Annotated in this window: 18 protein-coding genes, 1 tRNA gene and 2 pseudogenes; 7 read left to right on the plus strand and 14 right to left on the minus strand. The window is 65.9% G+C overall.

All coding sequences use genetic code 11. The features are described 5' to 3' along the window. Positions 1–29: 29 nt before the first annotated feature. The 5 genes from QK290_RS04790 to QK290_RS04810 form a co-directional block, all read right to left on the minus strand. A complete protein-coding gene (locus tag QK290_RS04790) occupies positions 30–1,349 on the minus strand; it encodes an MFS transporter (protein WP_282329541.1) in 1,320 nt (439 codons plus the stop codon). Beyond that, positions 1,346–1,834, minus strand: coding sequence for a helix-turn-helix domain-containing protein (locus QK290_RS04795; RefSeq protein ID WP_282329542.1), 489 nt, complete (start codon positions 1,832–1,834; stop codon positions 1,346–1,348). Before QK290_RS04795 ends, QK290_RS04790 begins: the two co-directional genes overlap by 4 nt. A 71-nt stretch (positions 1,835–1,905) precedes the next feature. Beyond that, a complete protein-coding gene (locus QK290_RS04800) occupies positions 1,906–3,066 on the minus strand; it encodes a cystathionine gamma-synthase (protein ID WP_282329543.1) in 1,161 nt (386 codons plus the stop codon). A 70-nt stretch (positions 3,067–3,136) separates the two neighbouring features. Next, complete coding sequence (locus QK290_RS04805; RefSeq protein ID WP_282329544.1) at positions 3,137–4,522, minus strand: cystathionine beta-synthase; 1,386 nt, start codon at positions 4,520–4,522, stop codon at positions 3,137–3,139. Positions 4,523–4,565: 43 nt separating this feature from the next. Continuing rightward, positions 4,566–4,853 (minus strand): VOC family protein, encoded by a 288-nt coding sequence (locus QK290_RS04810; RefSeq protein WP_282329545.1) that lies wholly within the window; start codon positions 4,851–4,853, stop codon positions 4,566–4,568. 132 nt (positions 4,854–4,985) lie between these two features. On the opposite strand from QK290_RS04810, the gene QK290_RS04815 reads away from it, so the two are divergent. Beyond that, positions 4,986–5,969 (plus strand): 3-methyladenine DNA glycosylase, encoded by a 984-nt coding sequence (locus QK290_RS04815; protein ID WP_282329546.1) that lies wholly within the window; start codon positions 4,986–4,988, stop codon positions 5,967–5,969. Positions 5,970–6,044: 75 nt separating this feature from the next. On the opposite strand, the gene QK290_RS04820 is transcribed toward QK290_RS04815, so the two are convergent. Further along, positions 6,045–6,965, minus strand: coding sequence for a hypothetical protein (locus tag QK290_RS04820; RefSeq protein ID WP_282329547.1), 921 nt, complete (start codon positions 6,963–6,965; stop codon positions 6,045–6,047). Positions 6,966–7,107: 142 nt separating this feature from the next. Beyond that, positions 7,108–8,784 (minus strand): AMP-binding protein, encoded by a 1,677-nt coding sequence (locus QK290_RS04825; RefSeq protein ID WP_282329548.1) that lies wholly within the window; start codon positions 8,782–8,784, stop codon positions 7,108–7,110. Positions 8,785–8,899: 115 nt separating this feature from the next. On the opposite strand from QK290_RS04825, the gene QK290_RS04830 reads away from it, so the two are divergent. Next, the gene (locus tag QK290_RS04830) at positions 8,900–9,178 is read left to right on the plus strand and encodes an antibiotic biosynthesis monooxygenase (RefSeq protein WP_282329549.1); all 279 of its coding nucleotides are present in this window, start codon (positions 8,900–8,902) and stop codon (positions 9,176–9,178) included. A gap of 90 nt (positions 9,179–9,268) precedes the next feature. Here QK290_RS04830 and trxA read toward each other — a convergent pair whose 3' ends face one another. Further along, positions 9,269–9,715, minus strand: coding sequence for a thioredoxin (gene trxA, locus QK290_RS04835; protein WP_282329550.1), 447 nt, complete (start codon positions 9,713–9,715; stop codon positions 9,269–9,271). 161 nt (positions 9,716–9,876) lie between these two features. Here trxA and QK290_RS04840 point away from each other — a divergent pair, with 161 nt between their 5' ends. Continuing rightward, the gene (locus QK290_RS04840; protein ID WP_282329551.1) at positions 9,877–10,830 is read left to right on the plus strand and encodes an ABC transporter ATP-binding protein; all 954 of its coding nucleotides are present in this window, start codon (positions 9,877–9,879) and stop codon (positions 10,828–10,830) included. Next, positions 10,827–11,627 (plus strand): ABC transporter permease subunit, encoded by an 801-nt coding sequence (locus QK290_RS04845; RefSeq protein ID WP_282329552.1) that lies wholly within the window; start codon positions 10,827–10,829, stop codon positions 11,625–11,627. Before QK290_RS04840 ends, QK290_RS04845 begins: the two co-directional genes overlap by 4 nt. Positions 11,628–11,691: 64 nt before the next feature. Here the strand turns inward: QK290_RS04845 and QK290_RS04850 are convergent, their stop codons facing one another. Continuing rightward, the gene (locus QK290_RS04850; RefSeq protein WP_282329553.1) at positions 11,692–12,261 is read right to left on the minus strand and encodes an acyl-CoA thioesterase; all 570 of its coding nucleotides are present in this window, start codon (positions 12,259–12,261) and stop codon (positions 11,692–11,694) included. A 647-nt stretch (positions 12,262–12,908) separates the two neighbouring features. Here QK290_RS04850 and QK290_RS04855 point away from each other — a divergent pair. Further along, positions 12,909–13,551, plus strand: a pseudogene (locus tag QK290_RS04855) (LysM domain-containing protein); the annotation flags it as partial. 107 nt (positions 13,552–13,658) lie between these two features. On the opposite strand, the gene QK290_RS04860 reads toward QK290_RS04855, so the two are convergent. From QK290_RS04860 to QK290_RS04870, 3 genes are all read right to left on the minus strand, one after another. Further along, positions 13,659–14,090: a CBS domain-containing protein gene (locus QK290_RS04860; protein ID WP_282329554.1), complete on the minus strand. Its 432-nt coding sequence runs from the start codon at positions 14,088–14,090 to the stop codon at positions 13,659–13,661. Positions 14,091–14,258: 168 nt separating this feature from the next. Further along, positions 14,259–14,340, minus strand: a tRNA-Tyr gene (locus QK290_RS04865). 180 nt (positions 14,341–14,520) lie between these two features. Then, positions 14,521–14,775, minus strand: coding sequence for a hypothetical protein (locus tag QK290_RS04870; protein WP_282329555.1), 255 nt, complete (start codon positions 14,773–14,775; stop codon positions 14,521–14,523). Between the two features lie 226 nt (positions 14,776–15,001). Between QK290_RS04870 and QK290_RS04875 the strand changes: the two genes are divergently transcribed. Then, on the plus strand, positions 15,002–15,493 hold the full coding sequence (locus QK290_RS04875) for a YajQ family cyclic di-GMP-binding protein (protein WP_104061835.1): 492 nt from the start codon (positions 15,002–15,004) through the stop codon (positions 15,491–15,493). Positions 15,494–15,512: 19 nt separating this feature from the next. Here the strand turns inward: QK290_RS04875 and htpX are convergent, their stop codons facing one another. After that, positions 15,513–16,379 carry a zinc metalloprotease HtpX gene (htpX, locus tag QK290_RS04880; protein WP_282329556.1) on the minus strand — a complete coding sequence of 289 codons (867 nt, stop codon included), beginning with the start codon at positions 16,377–16,379 and terminating at the stop codon, positions 15,513–15,515. 64 nt (positions 16,380–16,443) lie between these two features. Further along, positions 16,444–16,605: pseudogene (locus QK290_RS04885) on the minus strand (MFS transporter); the annotation flags it as partial. Positions 16,606–16,756: 151 nt separating this feature from the next. Here QK290_RS04885 and QK290_RS04890 point away from each other — a divergent pair. Then, complete coding sequence (locus QK290_RS04890; protein WP_282329557.1) at positions 16,757–17,521, plus strand: hypothetical protein; 765 nt, start codon at positions 16,757–16,759, stop codon at positions 17,519–17,521. The last annotated feature ends 15 nt before the right edge of the window (positions 17,522–17,536 follow it).

Below are 17,536 nucleotides of genomic sequence, written 5' to 3' on the forward strand. Positions count from 1 at the left end.
CCCGGCAGCCGCGCGATCAGCCGTCCAGCTCAAACTGCCACGGCCACCGGCTCCTTCTGGCCGGCGTCCTTGCGGATGGTCGCGCTGATCACGGCGGCGATGGTGCACATGGCCGCCGCGCCGAACCAGGCGTAGGTGTACTGGCCGGTGGCGTCCCGGATGACGCCGGCGCCGAGGGCCGCGGCGGCCGCGCCCAGCTGGTGGGCCGCGAACACCCAACCGAACACCACGCTGCCGTCCGCGCCGAACGTTTTCCGGCAGATTGCCGCGGTGGGCGGCACGGTGGCCACCCAGTCCAGGCCGTAGATCACCACAAAAACGATCATGCTTGGCTGGATGCTGGCGCTCAGGAGCAGCGGCAGCACCAGCAGGCCGATCCCCCGGAACTGGTAATACACGGCCAGCAGGATCTTTGGGTTGTAGCGGTCGGTCAGCCAGCCGGAGGCGATGGTGCCCACGATGTCAAAGATCCCGACGACGGCAAGCAGCCCGGCCGCGGTGGTTTCGGGCATGCCGTGGTCGTGGGCGGAGGGGATGAAGTGTGTGCCGATCAGCCCGTTCGTGGTGGCGCCGCAGATCGCGAATCCCGCCACCAACGCCCAGAACGTCCGCACCTTGCTGGCCCGCTTGAGCACCTGGAGGGCGCGCACCGCGGCGTTGCTGTTACGCCCACTGTCCGTCGCAAGGGCGGCAGCGGCAGCCTCAGTCACGCCCTTCTTAGGTGCCGTTTCACCGTAAGGCAAGGCGCCGACGTCGGCCGGTGAGTTCTTGAGGAACTTCAGCACCAGCGGCACCACCGCCAGCGCGCCGGCGGCGATCAGCAGCGATGCCTGCCGCCAACCCGGGTCCTGGGCCAGCATGGCGATGAACGGCAGGAAGACCAGCTGGCCGGCAGCGCTGCCGGCGGTGAGGATGCCGATCACCAGGCCCCGGCTCTTGGAGAACCAGGTGTTGGCGATAGTGGCGGCGAAGACGAGCGCCATGGACCCGGTGCCGAGTCCAATCAAAAGGCCCCAGGTCAGGAGAATCTGCCAGGACTGGTTGACCAGCACCGTGAGCGCGCTGCCCGCGCCGATCAGCACCAGGGCGGTGGCGGTGACGGCCCTGATTCCGAATCTTTCCATCAGGGCAGCGGCGAAGGGGGCGGTCAGGCCAAACAGCACCAGGTTGATGCTGACGGCTGCCGACAGAACGGTGGTGGACCAGCCGAACTCCTGCTGCAGCGGCACCATCAGGACGCCCGGGGCAGCACGGAATCCGGCGGCTCCCACGAGGGCCAGGAAGGCGACTGCCGCGACGATCCAGGCGGGGTGCAGGCGCCGACGCCGGGTTGTTTCCGTGGCGCTCACGCGGCGGTGGCCAGTTGCACCGGCGCATCCGTCCGGGTGAGGCTGTGCCAGCTGGTGTTCGCGGCGGTCAGCCGTTCCCCGCAGCCGGTGCAGGTGTCCGCGGAACTGGTCCGCTGGCCGCAGCCGGAATGGATCACGTACATGTGGGCCTGGTCCGAGGGTGCCGGGAGGTGCTTTTCCGCCCACATAACCACGGCGTTCAGGATAGGGAGGGCGTCCTCACCCGTCGGGGTCAGGACGTACTCCTGGCGGGTGCGGCCCCCGTCGTCGTACGCCTTCTTCGCCAGCAGCCCCGACTCCACCAGACCCGCCAGGCGCCTGGTGAGCACCGAGTCCGCGACCGCGAGCCGGGACTTCATGGCGTCGAAACGCCCGTTGCCGAAAAAGACCTCGCGGAGCACAAGCATGCTCCAGGGGTCACCCAAAATGTCGAGACCTCGTGCCATGCTGCAGTTGCGCTGGGACCAGTCGGAGCGGAGTACCATAAAGGCACCCTAGCTAACTTTCTTGAAGAAAGCCAGGGCGCCTTTTGGCTCGTGCCCGTGGTGGGAAGGTGCTACTCGAGGAACGTGAAAGCCCGCTCCAGGTCCGCGATGAGGTCTTCCACGTCCTCGATGCCGCAGGAGAGCCGGATCAGGTTGACCGGAACCGCGAGCTCAGTGCCCTTGACCGATGCGTGGGTCATCTCCGAGGGGTAGTTCATCAGCGATTCGATGCCGCCCAGGGATTCCGCCAGCGTGAACACCTGCGTGTTTTCCGCGACCGTGCGGGCCGCCGCCTCGCCGCCCTTGAACTGGACGGAGACCATGCCACCGAACTTCTTCATCTGCTTCCTCGCCAGCTCGTGGCCCGGGTGGGAGGGCAGGCCCGGGTACAGCACAGCCTCCACCTCGGGGCGCTGCAGCAGCCATTCGGCCACGGCCTGGCCGTTGTCGCTGTGCCGGTCCATCCGCACGCCGAGCGTCTTCAGGCCACGGGTAGTGAGGAACGCGTCCATCGGGCCGGACACCGCGCCCACGGCGAACTGCACAAAGCCGATCTTCTCCGCGAGCTCCGCGTCGTTGACCACAATGGCGCCGCCCACCACATCGGAGTGCCCGCCGATGTACTTGGTGGTGGAGTGGACCACGACGTCGGCACCCAGGGCGAGCGGGGTCTGAAGGTAGGGCGACGCGAAGGTATTGTCCACCACGAGGAGGGCACCGGCGTCGTGCGCTATCGCCGCGAGCGCCGCAATATCGGTGATCTTCATCAGCGGGTTGGAAGGGGTCTCCACCCAGACGAAGCGGGTCTTGCTCGCGGCCACGGCTTTGCGCACCGCGTCCAGGTCCGCCATGTCCACGGGCGTGTTGCCGATCCCCCAGTCCCCGAGCACGCGGTTGATGAGCCGGTAGGTGCCGCCGTAGGCGTCGTTGCCGAGCACAATATGGTCGCCGGGCCGGGTCAGCGCCCGGATCAGGGAGTCCTCCGCCGCGAGGCCGGAGCTGAAGGAGTACGCATGGCTTCCGCCTTCGAGCGCCGCGAGCTGCTCCTGCAGGGCGTCGCGCGTTGGGTTGGTGCCGCGGCCGTATTCGTAGCCGTCGCGGAGCCCGCCGATTCCGTCCTGGGCGTACGTGGAGCTGAAGTGCACCGGCGGGACCACGGCGCCGGTGCGGGGCTCGAAGGCCTGGCCGGCGTGGACGGCGCGCGTGTTGAAACCCTGGTTTTCTGCAGACATTTGAAGGTCCTTTCATGCGGTGATCGAGCCTGTCGAGATCCTGGTTTCGACAGGCTCAACCACCGGGGTATTAGTTGCTGAGGTAGGCGAGGAGGTCGTGGCGGGTGAGGATTCCCACGGGCGCGCCGACGAACGTCACCATCACGGTGTCCACGTCGGAGAGCAGCTCGCGGGCTGCGGAGATGGTTTCCAGTGAGCCGATGACGGGCAGGCGGGGCCCCATGTGCTCGGAGATCTTGTCCGTCAGCTTGGCTTCGCCGCGGAACAGCTTGGAGGTCAGGCTGCGCTCATCCACGGCGCCCAGGACCTCGCCCATGACCACCGGCGGTTCCTGCGAGAGGACCGGGATGTGGCTGACGCCGAACTCGTTCATGATGTTGATGACATCACGGACGGTCTCGTTGGGGTGGATGTGGACCAGATCCGGCAGCTCGCCGTTCTTGGTCTTGATGACCTCACCCACGGAGGCTTCTTCGCCGCCGGAGAGGAAGCCGTAGGAACGCATCCACTGGTCGTTGAAGATCTTGGCCAGGTAGCCGCGGCCGGAGTCCGGGAGGATGACCACCACCACGGCGCTATCGGGGAGGTCGCGGGCGGTCTCCAGTGCTGCCACCACGGCCATGCCGGACGAGCCGCCCACCAGCAGCCCTTCCTCGCGGGCCAGCCGCCGGGTCATGGCGAAGGAATCGGCGTCGGTGACGGCAATGACGTCGTCCGGCACGGATTTGTCGTAGTTGGCCGGCCACATGTCCTCACCCACTCCCTCCACGAAGTACGGGCGCCCGGTGCCGCCGGAGTAGACCGAACCTGCGGGGTCCGCCCCGATGATCCTGACCCGGCCGCCGTCGGCCTCCGGACGCTCCGCCGAGATCTCCTTGAGGAAACGGCCGGTGCCGGTGATGGTGCCGCCGGTGCCGGCGCCGATCACGCAGTGCGTCACCGTGCCGTCCGTGTCCTGCCAGATCTCCGGTCCTGTGGACTCGTAGTGGCTGCCGGGCGCGGCCGGGTTGGAGAACTGGTCAGGCTTGTAGGCACCCGGAATTTCCGTGACGAGCCGGTCCGAGACGCTGTAATAACTCTGCGGGCTGTCCGGGGCCACAGACGTGGGGGTGACCACGACCTCGGCGCCATACGCCTGAAGCACGGCGCGCTTGTCCTCGCCCACCTTGTCCGGCACCACGAAGATGCATTTGTAGCCCTTTTGCTGGGCAACGAGCGCCAGACCAACACCGGTGTTGCCCGACGTCGGCTCAACGATGGTCCCGCCAGGCAGGAGCTTGCCGGTCCGTTCGGCCTCTTCGATCATTTTCACCGCGATGCGGTCCTTGATGGAGCCGCCAGGATTGATGTATTCCAGCTTGACCAGGACAGTGGCTTTGAGGCCTTCCGTTACGTGGTTGAGCTTGATGAGCGGCGTGTTTCCGATGAGGTCCAGGACGGACTGCGCGTACTTCATAGGTACAAAGTTACCGCCTGCCGCCGTTGGTCCTGCCCGGGGCTCAGCTCCCCGCCGAGGAATCCGTCTGCCAGAGGCCCATGATGTTGACTTCGGTGTCCTTGAAATAGGCGTACCAGCCCATGCCGGGAACGGCGTCCTTGGCCTGGGCCACGGTTGATGGCCCCGGCGCGCTCGGCATGCCTGTCTGTTCGTCCGACGGCGTAGTGATGGCGCTGGTGTAGTCCATCCCCTGCATGGGGAGCAGGGTGCAGCCGAACGCGCTCTGGTAGAAGGTGTTGGCGCGTTCTTTGTCACCGGTGGGGATCTCGAAATGCACAACTCCAGCCACTGCATGCTCCTTTGAATGCGAGGGGAAAAGCGCGGACGCCCTGCGCCACACGATGGAGTCTAGTCCTGGCGTCTTCGGACTGTAAGGGCCTCCGGAAGCTACGTTGTCAGCCCACCGTGGGACCATGAATACATGACCATCCTTGACGCTCCGGCCCGGCTTGCAGCCGCCGCGGATGCGTCCCTGCGCTGGCATCCGGACGGCCCGTACAGCCTGCACCAGACGCTGGGAACGCTCCTGCGGGGTACCGGTGATCCGTCGTTTTCGTTCGGGCCTAACGGGATATGGACAGCGTTTACGACGCCGGACGGCCCGGTCACGCTGCGCCTCACCGCTGCTGCGGACGGGGCTGTTGACGCCGCTGTTGACGCGCAGGCCTGGGGTCCCGGTTCTGCCGCCGGACTCGCCGGAGTGCCCCGGTTTCTGGGCGCCGGGGACGACTGGTCGGCGTTTGACGAACCGGACTTCCACGCCACGCTCCCAAGGATGGTCCGGGACGCCCGACGCCGGAACCTGGCTGTCCATCTCCCTTCGACCGGGCGGGTGGTTGATTGCCTCGTGCCCACTATCCTCGAGCAGAAGGTCACCGTTATTGAGGCCCGCCGCGGCTACCGGTACCTGATGTACCGGTTCGGCTCGCCGGCTCCGGCGGCCGGAAGCGCGGCGCCGGAAGGGCTCCGCCTCCAGCCCACCCCTGAGCAGTGGCAGCGCATCCCCTCGTGGGAATGGCACCAGGCCGGCGTAGGACCCCAGCGTTCGGCGACCGTCATGCGGGCCCTGCGATCCGCCGTCGCGCTTGAACGGCTGGCCGCCCTGCCGTCCGCGGATGCGGCAGCAAAGCTGCAGGTGATCCCCGGCATCGGGGTGTGGACCGCGGCCGAAGTGGTACAGCGCACGCATGGATGCCCGGACTCCATCGCGGTGGGCGACTACCACCTCGCCGCCTATGTGGGCGCCGCCCTCACCGGCCGCCGGACGGACGACGCCGGCATGCTGGCCTTGCTTGAGCCATGGACCGGGCACCGGCAGCGGGTGGTCCGGATGATCGGCCTGAGCGGCTTCCGCAAACCGACGTTCGGGCCGCGGATGACCATCCAGGACCACCGCCGGCACTGACCACCGAAAGCAACGCGGGGTCACTTAGCGCCCATGCGGGACGCCAACATGGGCGCTAAGTGACCCCGCATTGGACTAGAGGGAGCGGAGTTTGGCCTTCTTGATCCTGGCGATGAGGCTGGTGAATCCTTCGGCAAGGTCATCCGCGTTGGCCTTGAAATAGGACCAACCGGCATTGGTGAAGCCTTCGTCCCGGCGGTTGTCCCGCGACTGCTGATCCCGGGTGAGATGAGGGGCGCCGTCGTACTGCACTGCGGTCCTGAAGCGCCGGTAGCCCAGGTCCGCGGACGGCGACCACGGGTCATCCGGATCCAGACGGAGCTGCAATTCCGGCTCAGGAAGTCGGGCATCCAGCATGGCCAGGCGTAGGAATGTCTCCGGAAACGAGTCCGCGCCGACTCTCATCTCGTCCAGGGCAAGCCGGGCCTTCTCCACACCCTTCATGTTTGGATGCTGCCGGATGAGCAATCGCAGTCCTTCCTTGAAGGCGTATGGTTCGGTCCTTCCTTCAAGACCGGGCCGAGGCATGCGGATCAGCTGGTCTCCCATGGCGATCACATATGCCAGCGGTACGTGATGCGCCAGATCAAGCCAGGTCCGGGGCGGGACGGAGACTGGGATTCCGTCGATTTCCATGACCTCGCCGGGCAGCGCATGCACCCGGTGGCCGGCCACTCCGGCACGGCGGACCCGAGGAAGTCCGTGGGGTTTGCTGAGGTGGATCGTTTCCTCCTTACCCAGCCAGGGCGGCAGGCCGAGCCCGGTCAGTATTGCCGCGCTCTCGTGGGAAACCCAGGCTCCGGGCGTTGCCGCGGCAAGGACCCGGGACCGTTCGGCAAGGACAAACTCACGGCCGGCAGGCAGGTAAATCAGCCGTCCGCCGTCGAGCACGTCCCTGGCGCGAAGGCGCTTGGGCGCGACCCCCAGCATCCGGGACTCATAGATGGTGAACGGCTGGGTGTTGAGCGTCTGCGGCAAGGGCGTGATGCGGACCATGTGCACCATTCTGTCCGCACCGTTGAGAGGATACTGAGTTATCCACAGGCCCGGTTTCATCCACCCCAACGCGGGGTCACTTACGGCCCATCCGGGATGCAAACATGGGCCGTAAGTGACCCCGCGTTGCTATGGGGGTGCGTCAGAGGCCCAGCCGGCCCACGGCTTCCTCGCGCATCTCCACTTTGCGGATCTTCCCGGAAACGGTCATGGGGAAGCTTTCGCGGACGTCCACGTAGCGCGGGATCTTGTAATGTGCCAGCTTGCCCCGGCAGAAATCCGCAAGTGAAGCCGCGTCCAGCGGTTCCGCCCCCGGAGCGAGGATGATGCAGGCCATCAGTTCCTCGCCGTATTTGGCATCGGGCACTCCGATCACCTGCACATCCTGGATGGACGGGTGGCTGTACAGGAATTCCTCGATCTCGCGCGGGTAGATGTTTTCGCCGCCGCGGATCACGAGGTCCTCGATCCGGCCCTCGATCACCGCGTAACCCTGGTCGTCCATCCGGGCGAGGTCGCCGGTGTGCATCCAGCCGTCGGCATCGATGGCTTCCGCGGTCTTGTCCGGCTGCTCCCAGTACCCGGCCATGACGGCATAGCCGCGCGTGCACAGCTCTCCGATCCCGCCGCGCTCCAGCACTTCGCCGGTGCCCGGGTCGATGATTTGGCTTTCCAGCCTGGGCATGGTGCGGCCCACGGTTTCGGTGCGATGCTGCAGAGTGTCACCCTTGCGGGTCATTGTGGACACCGGGGATGTCTCGGTCATGCCGTAGCAAATGGCCACGTCCACCATGTGCATCTCCGAGATCACCCGGTTCATCACGTCGATGGGGCACACCGATCCTGCCATGACACCGGTCCGGAGCGTGGCCAGGTCATAGGAGGCAAAGTCCGGCAGTGCCAGTTCGGCGATGAACATGGTGGGCACGCCGTACAGCGATGTCCCGCCAAAGTCCTGGACGGCTTCCAGCGCCGCCGCCGGCGTGAAGCCGCGGCCGGGGATGATGGTGGCCGCACCGTGGCTGAGGGCCGCCAGGTTCCCGATCACCATCCCGAAGCAGTGGTAGAACGGCACCGGGATCACCACCCGGTCGTGCTCGGTGTAGCCCAGTAGTTCACCGATGGAGTAGCCGTTGTTCAGGATGTTGTGGTGCGTCAGCGTTGCGCCTTTGGGGAAGCCCGTGGTCCCGGACGTGTACTGCAGGTTGATGGGATCGTGCGGGCCCAGCTCCGCCATGCGGGCCTTCAGACCGGAATGGCCGACGGCGTCGGCCCGCTTAAGCAGCTCGGCATACGTCAGCTCCCCGTGGCTTTTGGGGTCCCCGGCGTCAAGCTCGTCCAGGCCGTAATCCGGCAGGAACACCAGTTCCCGCAGGTCCGGGCAGCCGGCGAGCGCCTGGCGCGCCATCCCCACGTAGTCGCTGTTCCGGTCCGACGGCGCCGTCACCAGCATCCGCATGCCGTTCTGCTTCACCACAAACTCCAACTCGTGGCTCCGGTAGGCCGGGTTCACGTTGACCAGGATAGCGCCGGCCTTGGCCGTGGCGTACTGCAGCAGCGTCCATTCGGCGCAGTTCGGGGACCAGATGCCAACCCGGTCCCCCTTGGCCACCCCCGAGGCGAGGAGCGCACGCGCGAGGCGATCGACGTCGTCGTTCATTTTGGTGTAGCTCCATCGTCGGGCGTCGGCGCCCGGCACCGGCGCGGCCTCGATCAGCGCGTCGTGGAAGGGGAACCGGGCCACCACCCGCTCGAAGTTCCGGCCGATGGTTTCCTCGAGAAGCGGGACGTCAGTGTCCCCGGCTGTGTAAGCGCGCATGCTGGCACGCTACCGCCTGGCCCCCGGCAATGAAAGCGCAGGAGAAGCGCAACAGGAGGGTGCCCGCGCGTAAACAGGGCGGGCCTGCATGCCGGCTCCCGGTATTGTGAAATCCATGAGTGCACCCATCGACCTGCAGGCAACGTTCATCCCCAACGACGGCGAGTTCTTCCGTGTGAAGCTCGCCCTGGAAATCGCCATCGACGAGGTGGTCAACGAAGCCGGCTGCATCCGCTACGAGCTGACCGAAGCTACTGAAGAGAAGCTGGTCCTGACGGAACAGTGGGAATCCGAGGAACTGCTTGCGAAGCATTCCAGGGGCACCGCCGTCCAGGACCTGAACGAATCCCTGAGCGCGCTGCTGGCCGAGCCCGTGCAGCTGGAACGCCTGTAACCTTCCGCAAACCACAACGCGGGGTCACTTCGCGCCCATCTAACCAAGATTTATGGGCGCGAAGTGACCCCGCGTTGCAGGTAAGGGCGCTTAGATATCCGGGATCTGTGTGCCATCCTGGGGGCCGGACGTCTTTCCGGCGGTGGCCGGGTTGCTTTCCGCGGCGGCTGCGGCTTCTGCCTGCGAGCGCGCCACATGGGCGTGGACCTCCTCCATGTCCAGGGCCTTGACCGCGTCAACAACCTGCTCCAGCTGCTGGGCGTTCAGGGCACCCGGCTGGGAGAAGACCAGGACCTTTTCGCGGAACGCCATCAGCGTGGGGATGGAAGTAATTCCGGCCTCGGCGGCGAGCTGCTGCTGCGCCTCGGTGTCCACCTTTGTGAACAGGACGTCGGAGTGCTTCTCCGACACGGCCTTGTACGTGGGCCCGAACTGCTTGCAGGGACCGCACCATTCAGCCCAGAAGTCCACCAGGACAATGTCGTTGCCTTCGATGGTCGATGCGAACTGTTCACCTGTGATATCTACGGTAGCCATGCCTTCAACGGTACGCGAGGCGCAGGCCGATGTCCCGGCCGGGCGTCCCCTGTTCGCTCCCCGCGTCATCGGGAATATCCGGTGCGGGGCCGTGTACACCGGGCATTGTGAGGCCTACCCTTGGGGTCATCAGCCGCCGACTGCCGCATCCAGGAGGGTTCATGGACCAGGCTATCTCCGCCCAGTCCCTGACGAAGAAATTCGGCCGGCGCGAGGTGCTCCACGGGGTGGATTTCGCGGTCGAGGCAGGCTCCGTGTTCGGCGTGATAGGCCCCAACGGCGCCGGCAAGACCACCACCATGCGCTGCCTACTGGACATCATCCGTCCCACCTCCGGGCAGGTCCGGGTCCTGGGCAAGGACCCCCGGGCGGGTGGTCCGGAACTCCGCCGGCGGATCGGCTACCTTCCGGGTGAGCTGTTCCTCGAGGGCCGCGTCACGGGCCGGACACTCCTGGCCCACTACCAGGCCATCAGCGGTCCGGTGCCCCCGGGCAGGATCGAAGACCTGGCCGAACGGCTTGGGCTCGACCTGGACCGCCACACGCGCAAGCTGTCCAAAGGCAACAAACAGAAGTTGGGCCTGGTCCAGGCGTTTATGCACGACCCCGAGCTCCTGGTCCTCGATGAGCCCACCAGCGGCCTGGATCCGCTGGTCCAGCAGGAATTCCATGCCATGGTCCGCGAGGCGCAGCACAACGGCCAGACCATCTTCCTCAGCTCCCACGTCCTCAGCGAGGTCCAGCAGACCGCAGACACGGTGGCCATCCTCCGGGATGGCCGGATCATCGCCGTCGAGTCCGTGAGCGGGCTTCGGGAAGGTGCGGTGCGCCGGGTCCGGTTCACAGCGATCGGAATAACAGCGCACGACGCCGGCGCGCTGCTGGCTGGGGTACCCGGCGTCGGGCACGTTGAGGTGCTGGAGTCCGGCGGCAGCATCACCTTGACCGCCACGCTGGAGGGGGCCATCCAGCCGCTGGTCAGGGCCCTGGGAACGCTGGAGCTGACGGACCTGGTGCTGGCGGAACCGGATCTTGAGGAGTCAGTGCTCAAGATGTATTCAAGTCCCGCGGACGCAGGTCCCGACGACACCGAGCAGCGGGAGGCCGTGCGATGAGCACCACGCTGCCGCTGTTCCGCCGGGCCTTCTTGGATTCCTGGCGCTCCACCACGGCATGGGCTGCCGCCCTGGCCGGCGCCACGTTCCTGTACCTGCCGCTGTACCCGTCCATCGGCGGGAGTACGGAGATGCAGGGCATGATCGATTCCCTCCCGGCCGAGATGACCAAGGCGCTGAACTACGACCAGATCGCCACCGGTCCCGGGTACACCCAGGCCACGCTGTTCGGCCTGCTCGGCTTCCTGCTGATGACCATCGCTTCTGTCGGGTGGGGTGCCGCCGCGGTGGGCGGCGACGAAGAGTCCGGGCAGCTGGAGCTGACCCTCGCCCACGGGGTGACCCGCGTCCAGGTGGTCCTGGAACGCGCACTCTCCCTCTTCCTTCGTGTGGTGCTGCTCGCGGCCCTGGTCTTTGCCATGGTCCGGCTGCTCAATGATTCGGCCCACCTGGCCATACGGCCCGATAACCTCTTCGGCGCAGCAGTGCTGTTTGCAGGGCTGGCACTGCTGAGCGGAACGACCGCGCTATGCGCCGGCGCTATGTCCGGAAGGCGGACGTACGGACTGGCCGCGGGCGCCGCCGTCGGAGTCCTTGGATACACCTTCAACGCCGTCGGCCGGCAGAGCGAGGACGTTGGGTGGCTGCTGAATCTGAGCCCATACCACTGGGCTTACGGTAATTCACCGGTGGTCAACGGCGCGGACTGGGCTGCGGCAGGGTGGATCTGGGGAATTTCGGCGGCGCTGGTGGCCGTGGCCGCCTTCTCTGTGGACAGGCGCGACGTCGGCACGTAGCTTTCCGGGTAACCGGCGGCCAGGGTTGGCGCCGGTCAGGGTGGCCAGCGGCCGGGGTCTGCGGTCAGGGCCGAGGTTCCCGGTTGAGGCTTTCCCAAAGGTGCGGCGCCGGCGTCCGGCTGCCGGGCAGTGCGTTGGTCTCGCGCCACTCGTGGATCCATTCGGGCAGCACCATATCTGCCGGGGGCTGCCCGAACTCGCGCAGGATCTCCTCCTGGCTCACCGGCTTGCCCTTGCAGACCAAGCGGGTGGCGATGTAGGCACGCGCGTAAATCTCGCCGTCGGACACCATGCGCTGCTCAAAGTAGATGGCCTTGGCATCCAGGCCGATGATCCTCGTTTCGATGGTGTACCGCTGCCAGAGCTGCAGCGACTTCCGGAAAGCGATGGTCTCCCCCGCCGCCACCGGTGTCCAGCCGCGCCGGCGCATCGTCTTCCACACGCCGCTGCGGACCATCAGGTCGAACCGGCCCAGGTCCATGAGGGAAAAGTACATGCCGTTGTTGACGTGCATGGCGATGTCGATATCGGTGGGCAGGACGCGCAGCGGCAGGGACGATGTGTCCCAGATGGTCAGCGCGGAGCGGCGGGCGGCGGTGAACAGCATCAGAAGCGTTCGCAAAAGCAGGTGCATGCCTCCATGTTACCCGGCAGTAACTTACTGGCAAGTCCAAAGAAGCTGGGCCGCCACGTGGACGTGGCCCATGACGCAACAACGCTACCGCGACCTCGCCGAGTGCAGAATAGCTCGAGACCGTGATGTTGCTGACGTGGGGTATCTTCGCCCCGGATAACGCTACGAAACGGTGGCTGGCCAGAGAGTGACGCCGTTGATTTGTATGGAACCTGCACGAACTGCTGATCGTGGCCCTTCCATTTCCGGCCGCTGCGCCTGCTCCGGCTGGTTACACTGCTTTCGGTCCTGCACAGGACCATCGGCGAAACCCTGAGGGGCCGGGTGGACACGTACGTGGCCGGGTCGGCGGCGCTCCTGGTATTCGTTGGCGCGCTGGCGGTGTTGGACATTGAACAGCCTGCCCCGGATGCCAAGATCCTGACCTTCGGAGACGCCCTGTGGTGGGCCACCACCACCACCTGGCCGGCCCCGCCCCCACGGCAGAGTTGTCGGTGCCACCGGGGGCCACTACGACGGCGGCCTCTCCCGTAGTGCGGGTTGCCCGGCCTTTGGCGGCGGTGCCCCTGGACGCGCCTTATGTTGGGTCCGTTGACTTTGATGGGGCGGCAGCCGGCACCGCGCAGCCTGAAGTCACAGCCGCGGCGCCCGCGGCCCCGGCCGAGGCCCCCCACCTCCAGCGCCCGAACCTACTCCGGCACCAGCGGCCGACCCCAACCTCTACACGGTGGCTCCCGGCGACACTGTCGGTGGGATTGCGGGCAGGTACGGCGTTGACACGAACGCAATGCTGGCCGCCAACGGATTGGGCCTGTACAGCATCATCGTCCCAGGCCAGATGCTGAAGCTGACGGGACCCGCCGTCGAGGTTTCCGCTCCAGCCCCGGCTACGGCATGCACTGACCCCGTCGCTGCTTCACCGGCCTACGTCCCCGCCCCGGCGCCGGTCCAGGCCGCGCCCGCTGTCCGCACCATCTACGTCGCGGGCACTGGCGGACAGGCCATGCTGGACGCCTGCATGGGGCCCATCCACTACACGCCAAACGACGGCAACTCGCTCTTCATCACGGAGCACGACTTCTGCGGCGGGTGGCGCGTTTCTCCGGCATCGGCGTGGGCGAGACCGTCAGCATTCCGGGCTACGGGATCTACACAGCGGCAGCGAGGGGCCAGGTCCCCAACCCGGGAACCACCAACGATGTCATCACGGTATTCGGCGGCTTCCCCCGGGCCATCCTGCAGACCTGCATCCCCGGGACCAACCAGATGCTTCTGATCGCGCTCAACTGATAGGCAGGTCCGGCCCCGGTACGCGGTCCAGCGTTTCCGAAGCTTGTTCGCGGTTCCGAACCTTAAGGCAAGGAGCCGCGAACAAGGCCATGCGGGAATTTGCCTGACTATGCAGACATCGGGTGGCGTTCCGAAATGTGCTCCACCAGTTCGCCCACGCGCTCCTCGGTGTAGTTGCGCGCAATGTCGCCCTGGCTGATGATGCCAACCATCTTGTGGTCGCCAATAACCGGGAGCCGCCTTACCTGGTGCCGCTCCATGATTTCGATCGCTGCGTCAACACTGGCATCGGCGTCAACCCAGTGGGGCCTGCCGGTGGCCAGCTCGCTGGCCAGCATCTCGCGGGGATCACGGCCGGCGGCAACGCACCTGACCACGATGTCGCGGTCGGTGATCATGCCCTTCAACTTGCCGTCATCGCCGCAGATCGGCAGCGATCCGCAGTCCAGATCCAACATCATCCGAGCGGCATCTGCGAGGGACTGATGCTCCTTAATACACTGTGCATCCGTGGTCATAAATTCACGTACAACGCTCATTGGTTCTCCTTCATCGAGTGATGTATCGACGCAAGGCATCGGGGACATATGCGCCGATGGTGCCAGCCTACGCCGGGGCCAACACTGATGTCGACGACGGCCCCTCCTCTGATTTCGGGCACAAAAAAGCCTCCGGAACCTGATGGGTTCCGGAGGCTTTTCCTTGGGTGGCAGATGAGGGATTCGAACCCCCGTAGGCGTTGCCAGCTGATTTACAGTCAGCCCCCTTTGGCCGCTCGGGTAATCTGCCGAACTTCAAAAGAAGATCACCCCCGGCTGCAGTGTGCAGAACGTCCGTTTCCGGGCCGTTCCGCTTCCAGTAACCGCGGGCAAGACAACTTTACAGAACTTCTGCCGAAACATCGAATCGAGGCGGCGGGCCCCTCAAAACGCCGCCGGAAGCCCCGCAATTCCGCGAAAAACGGGGGGCTCAGGCGTCGCCGAGAATCCGTCCGGCCAGCCTTGCCTCGAACTTGACGGCCTGCTCCTCGGTGATCTGGTTCAGCTGGACCGCCCGCAGCAGGTCCTCACTCACACCGTCCATGCGGGCCGAGGCATCCGGGACAGGGCTGAAGATGATGGAGGCGGCGATAGCTGCTGCGGCAACCGAGGTTGCGGCGGTGGCCACGGCGCCGGCGGCTGCGGCGGTGGTTCGAGTGACGTAACGGACGGCGGTGCGTGGCATGGTGTTCCCTTTCGAGCTACTTCCAACGCGTTCAACTCTCCATCACCCGGCTTCGTTCCCGCAGTGCATCCGCTATGAGGGAACTGTGAATCCGGAAACATACCGAATCCACAACGGCGCCGCAACCGCCGCAGCGCCACAGCCGGGCGATCCGTATTAGGCTGGAATGCAGAGATCCACGCCCTGCAGAGCCAATTTCAGGGCACCCACCGGCACAAGGAGAATCATGGCAGGCGAGTCAACGTTCGACGTCGTAAGCAAAGTGGACAAGCAGGAAGTGGCCAACGCGCTAAACCAGGCACAGAAGGAACTGGTCCAGCGCTACGACTTCAAGGGCGTCGGCGCCGAGGTCGAATTCAGCGGCGAGAAGATCCTGATGAAGGCGAACTCGGAGGAACGCGTCCTGGCCGTGCTGGACGTCCTCCAATCGAAGCTGATCCGCCGCGGCATCTCCCTGAAGTCCCTGGACACCGGTGAGCCGTACCCATCCGGCAAGGAATTCCGGCTGGAAGCCTCCATCAAGGAAGGCATCGAGCAGGATCTGGCCAAGAAGATCAACAAGCTGATCCGCGACGAGGGCCCCAAGGGGGTCAAATCCCAGATCCAGGGCGACGAACTCCGCGTCTCGTCCAAGTCCCGCGATGACCTGCAGTCTGTTATGGCGCTGCTGAAGGACTTCGACGAGGCGGACCTGCAGTTCGTCAACTTCCGCAGCTAGCACCCCTCCTCGGTCGTCCTCAGTTCAGCGGCCGGCCGGCAATCCGTTCCAGCCGGGCGATCCGCTCCTTCATCGGCGGGTGCGTGGCGAAAAGCTTGGTCATCGCCCCGCCGCGGAACGGGTTGGCGATCATCAGGTGCGAGGTGTTGACCAGCTTCTGCTCCTGCGGCAGCGGCGCTATCCGCACCCCCTGCTCAATCTTGCGCAGGGCCGAGGCAAGTGCCAGCGGATCGCCGGTGAGCTCCGAACCGTCCTCATCGGCGTCGTACTCGCGGGTCCTGGAGATGGCCAGCTGGATCAGCGACGCCGCAAACGGCGCCAAAAGCGCCATCGCCAGCATGGCCAGCGGGTTGGAGTTGCGCCGGTCGCCGCCGAAGAACAGCAACATCTGGCCCACGGACGTGATGACGCCGGCCACGGCGGCAGCCACCGAGGACGTAAGGATGTCCCGGTTGTACACGTGCATCAGCTCGTGCCCCAGAACTCCGCGCAGTTCCCGGGCATCGAGCAGCTGCAGGATCCCCTCGGTGCAGCACACGGCGGCGTTTTTGGGGTTCCGGCCGGTGGCGAACGCGTTCGGGTTCATGGTGGGTGAGAGGTAGATGCGCGGCATCGGCTGGTTGGCCCGGACCGAGAGTTCGCGGACAATCTGGTACAGCTGTGGCGCCTGGGCCTCCGTCACAGGGTAGGCCTGCATGGAACGGATGGCAATCTTGTCGCTGTTCCAGTAGCCGTATGCCGTGGTGGCCACACCGATCAGGGCCATGATCCAGATGGGCGCTGCACTGCGGGTATTGATCCCGATCAGGCCGCCCAGGCCCAGGAGCACCGCCCACAGGACGCCAAAGAGCGCCGCAGTTTTCAGCCCGTTGTAATGCTTGTGCACGTCCACTCCTCCTCGTCGACCGGACAAAGTTGCCAACAATGCATTGCCCCCACACCGCAAGGTCCTAAGGCACCGGGTCGCGGGCATCGTACTTGCAGAAGCCCGGCTGCAGCTGTGCCGCCGGCCAGGCCACCGCGATGCACAAAACCCCGCCCAACAGCATGACAAAGACTTCACTCAAAATCTTAGTCCCGGCGCCTGCCAGCATGTCACCCACCCGCGGGCCGGCTGGTTGACGCGGCACCAGCGCAAACACACCCAGCAGGCCCACATAGAAACTGTCCTGCGTGAGCCGGTACACCTCAACCCTAATGGGGCAGCGGCGTCCTGTTCTGTCACACGATTGGTATCCTCAGTCGGGGGAAAGGAATCGGCTTATGAATGTGTCCAGGCGGCTGCTTTTTGCCTCGGATTTCTGGGAGGTTGCCCGGCCCCGGACTGCTCTGAACGCCGGCCATCTGCTGATCCGGCTCACCAATCCGGCCACCGCGTTCGATCTCCGCTCGGCCACTGACTGGCTGCACTGCGACAACGTTGCCCGGCAGGCCCTCGCCGAAGTCCTGGGAGCCAGCCGCTGCACGGTAATGTTTGCGCACCGGTGGCACCCCATCGGAGCGGCCATAGGCGAACCGGAGGCGGAATCCTCCACCCCCACCTTCCACTTGTTCGGGCGCTGGGACGCCGAGCCGGTCACCCCCGGCGAACAGCTGCGCCTTCCCGCGCAGCGCCGGGTGCCGGCCCCAGCGGAAGAGCTCAAAGAGTACGACGGCGGCCTCCGCACCGCCCTGCGCCGGCTGGCTGCGGAGCAAGAGGCAGAGCCCGTCCCGCCGGCGGACGGCACCTTCCCGGAACTCACTGCCAGGGCCCCGCAGGTCAAGGCCGGAGCGCACCACACACTACTCTCCCCGGCGTTGCCGCCGGCGCCGGGCGGAGCCGTCCTGACCCCGGGTCACCTGCTGGCGCTGGCCGCCGCCATCCAGGGCCTGACGGACCGCCCCGGCGTGACGGGTCTAAGCTGTGTGGTGCCGGAGCCCGGAGCCGGCGGCCTGAAATTCCATGCCATGGGCCGCTCGGCAGGAGAATCCCTCAACCCCATGCAGGAATTCCTGGATTTGCCGAAAGTAAGCCAAGCCTTATTGTGATCGACTCATAATAAG

It is taken from the genome of Pseudarthrobacter sp. AL07 (genome assembly GCF_029960665.1).
GTDB lineage: Bacteria > Actinomycetota > Actinomycetes > Actinomycetales > Micrococcaceae > Arthrobacter.

Bases quoted from the DNA above. Each gene is read 5' to 3' on its own strand.
- QK290_RS04795 (WP_282329542.1), bottom strand. From the start codon at position 1,834: ATGGTACTCCGCTCCGACTGGTCCCAGCGCAACTGCAGCATGGCACGA.
- QK290_RS04800 (WP_282329543.1), bottom strand. From the start codon at position 3,066: ATGTCTGCAGAAAACCAGGGTTTCAACACGCGCGCCGTCCACGCCGGC.
- QK290_RS04805 (WP_282329544.1), bottom strand. From the start codon at position 4,522: ATGAAGTACGCGCAGTCCGTCCTGGACCTCATCGGAAACACGCCGCTC.
- QK290_RS04815 (WP_282329546.1), top strand. From the start codon at position 4,986: ATGACCATCCTTGACGCTCCGGCCCGGCTTGCAGCCGCCGCGGATGCG.
- QK290_RS04820 (WP_282329547.1), bottom strand. From the start codon at position 6,965: ATGGTCCGCATCACGCCCTTGCCGCAGACGCTCAACACCCAGCCGTTC.
- QK290_RS04825 (WP_282329548.1), bottom strand. From the start codon at position 8,784: ATGCGCGCTTACACAGCCGGGGACACTGACGTCCCGCTTCTCGAGGAA.
- QK290_RS04830 (WP_282329549.1), top strand. From the start codon at position 8,900: ATGAGTGCACCCATCGACCTGCAGGCAACGTTCATCCCCAACGACGGC.
- trxA (WP_282329550.1), bottom strand. From the start codon at position 9,715: ATGGCTACCGTAGATATCACAGGTGAACAGTTCGCATCGACCATCGAA.
- QK290_RS04840 (WP_282329551.1), top strand. From the start codon at position 9,877: ATGGACCAGGCTATCTCCGCCCAGTCCCTGACGAAGAAATTCGGCCGG.
- QK290_RS04845 (WP_282329552.1), top strand. From the start codon at position 10,827: ATGAGCACCACGCTGCCGCTGTTCCGCCGGGCCTTCTTGGATTCCTGG.
- QK290_RS04850 (WP_282329553.1), bottom strand. From the start codon at position 12,261: ATGCACCTGCTTTTGCGAACGCTTCTGATGCTGTTCACCGCCGCCCGC.
- QK290_RS04860 (WP_282329554.1), bottom strand. From the start codon at position 14,090: ATGAGCGTTGTACGTGAATTTATGACCACGGATGCACAGTGTATTAAG.
- QK290_RS04870 (WP_282329555.1), bottom strand. From the start codon at position 14,775: ATGCCACGCACCGCCGTCCGTTACGTCACTCGAACCACCGCCGCAGCC.
- QK290_RS04875 (WP_104061835.1), top strand. From the start codon at position 15,002: ATGGCAGGCGAGTCAACGTTCGACGTCGTAAGCAAAGTGGACAAGCAG.
- QK290_RS04890 (WP_282329557.1), top strand. From the start codon at position 16,757: ATGAATGTGTCCAGGCGGCTGCTTTTTGCCTCGGATTTCTGGGAGGTT.